The sequence below is a fragment of the Mesorhizobium sp. WSM4845 genome, from assembly GCF_055811455.1.
Window position 1 is genome coordinate 1 of record NZ_JBVVQA010000058.1, and the last position, 2,629, is coordinate 2,629.

At 62.9% G+C, this 2,629-nt stretch carries 1 protein-coding gene and 1 pseudogene; both read left to right on the forward strand.

The features are described from left to right. Positions 1-159: 159 nt before the first annotated feature. Positions 160-354: a hypothetical protein gene (locus tag AC0L2C_RS33415; RefSeq protein ID WP_473525455.1), complete on the forward strand. Its 195-nt coding sequence runs from the start codon at positions 160-162 to the stop codon at positions 352-354. A gap of 300 nt (positions 355-654) precedes the next feature. After that, positions 655-2,629 (forward strand): annotated as a pseudogene (locus AC0L2C_RS33420) (hypothetical protein); the annotation flags it as partial.

Consider the following 2,629-nt stretch of genomic DNA (forward strand, 5'->3'; position numbering starts at 1 on the left):
GGGGCGGTGGCGAAGTGGACATTACTGAGGCCGGACGGCTGGCGCGGCTTACCGAAGAGATCATCGCAGGGCGTACCACTGTTCAATCCCCAGTGATCTCGGTGCGCCGCCTCCAGAGTACCGTATTACCCGAAACGGCGACACGATCGCAATCGGCGGATTGATGCAGATAGCACCAAACAAGCCAATTCTGGGATTCCTGTGCTGAAGGACATTCCGCTTTTGGGCGGCCTGTTTGGCAGCACCGAATACGCCAAGGAACGAACTGAGCTTTTGATATTGCTTAACCCCCGGGTGGTTGACAGTGACGCCGACGCAAGGGCGCTGACGGAGGAGCTGCGCGAAAAGTTCTAGTCGCTAGCCCCCCGATGTGGGCCGCCGGCTAACGCCGTCAGCTCAGCCGCAACCGTCGGTCCCAAGGCGGCAGTGAAATGGAGCAACTTACCAACCGGCGCAGCCATGCCGCCCGACCAACCCGGCCCCGGATGGACCGCTCTAGTGGTTCATCACCACATACCAGCACGGGCATGACCAGCGCCTTGCCCAGGATTGGCGCCGAGATTCCTACCCCAGCGCCCAACACCCCCCGGCTCGCTGCCGCCGCAATCGATTTTAGCTGCGACAGGGATCACCGAAGAAACAGGAAATAGCGTGATGATCGTAAAGAACGGGGACAGTCAGGCGACGTGGGCTTTCCTGCAGGCCTTGACGGGGCTCAATCCACCCGCGGACCCGGATAGCACGATCGGACTGGTCATCCTTCCAGACAACGTTCTAGCGACGAATGAGGGGGTGGCCAGCGGAACATATCCGCAGACCGACGCGCATCCGCGGCAAGACCTCTCGTCGGACGCTATGGAGGAGGTTCTGCCATGGGAGGAGGTTCAGCAGCTTCCGGAGCTCACGCCGCAGCCCCTCGCCGGGCCAAGCGACAGCACTCCTGGGTTTCCTGCCGTGGACGTGGGGGCGACTGAGAGAGCGGAGGACTACGAGCACGCCCTGGGCATCCTCAGGGAGCACTTGCCGAAGGCGATGTGGAGGACGGCGAAGTCTTGGCTCGACTTGGAGGGGAAGGACTATTCCGGATATGCATGGCGGATGATCGAGGGAGACCGCCCCCCAGCGAGCCCGGACGAACACGATGTCCCTACTCGCGCCGGCAGCCTTGTTCTGCCGGCGGATGGGGGCGTGGCCAGCGGAACATATCCGCAAACCGACGCGCATCCGCGGCAAGACCTCTCGTCGGACGCTATGGAGGAGGTTCTGCCATGGGAGGAGGTACAGCAGCTTCCGGAGCTCACGCCGCAGCCCCTCGCCGGGCCAAGCGACAGCACTCCTGGGTTTCCTGCCGTGGACGGGGGGGCGACTGAGAGAGCGGAGGACTCTTCCGGACAGATGGTCGAGCAGTTCGGGCGAGACGGTTTTCCAGCGAGTCCGGACCAACACCATGCGCTCACTCACGCCGTTCGCCCTCAAATCTCTGCCGAGGCCGATCCGACGGTTTCGAGGATGCCGACCGAGCAACCTGCCATCCTGAACGATACTATGGAGGCACGCGATCGGGCGGGTGCCAAGCGCGGGCGGCCGGGCGCCGAACCCGAGGAAGACGGCAGGGTGGTTCAACGGCCGCGAGTGGAGGTCCCGCAACTTAGGATCGTGGCGGACGCTTTCGCAGCGGCCGGCTCTGGGCACGCCGGAGTTCAGGCCGCCGCCCCGCCAGCGTTAGCTGCCAGCCAACAGCAGATCCGGCCCTCGCCGGATGCGCTTGAGCAGGGCAACCTCCTGCCACCCGAGCGGGTCATCATCAACAATGAACATTCCTCAGTGCTGTTGCGGCCAGCGGAGAGGCAGAGGGCCCTGAATACGCCGCAAGCCGCCGCCATTCAGCAGCCGCTGAGCGAAATCGGCAATTCAGGCGGCCGCGTGCCGATGCAGCCCCCCATGCAGCAGTTGGGTGAATTGCCATTGGAAGGGATACCCGTTCAACGGACAGGGTCCGAACACATCGGAAGGCTGCATGCGGAGGCCGCGCCGTCCGCAAGGTCTGAGCAGCCCCCCGCTGCGATCGAGAACTCCATAAACGTCTCATTCGCCGTCCCCAAAGGCTTCTCCCATGGGACTCAACGCGTCCCAGACGCGATGCTTTCTTTCGTGGACCGCCATGACCCCTTGCCGGATGCGGGCCAGGCGAGGCAAGCGGGGTTTGAGCAGCACGTGGCCGAGCCGCGCCGAGCCGAACCTGTCGCGAGTGGCGCCCGTGCTACCGGCTATCCCCATCTGTCCGGCGAACACCGGGACGTGATTGATAAGGCGATCGCTCACGCTGCGGTTCAGAAAAAATTGAGCGAGAGCACGGTCCGAAAATACACGTATTCACTTCGCCAATTGGCGAATGATCTCGGCGCTCGTGGCCAAGCGACTGATCTAAAAAATCACCAATCCCTGGTCGATCACGTCGATGCTTTCTTTCCGAAAAACGACGGCATAAAGACGGCGTTGAACGTCCTGCGTGCGTATCATGAGCCGGGCTACTCAGCTACTGCTGGCGCCGTTGCTACCCGCTATCCCCATCTGTCCGGCGAACACCGGGACCTTATTGATCAGGCGATCACTCACGCTGCGGTTCAGA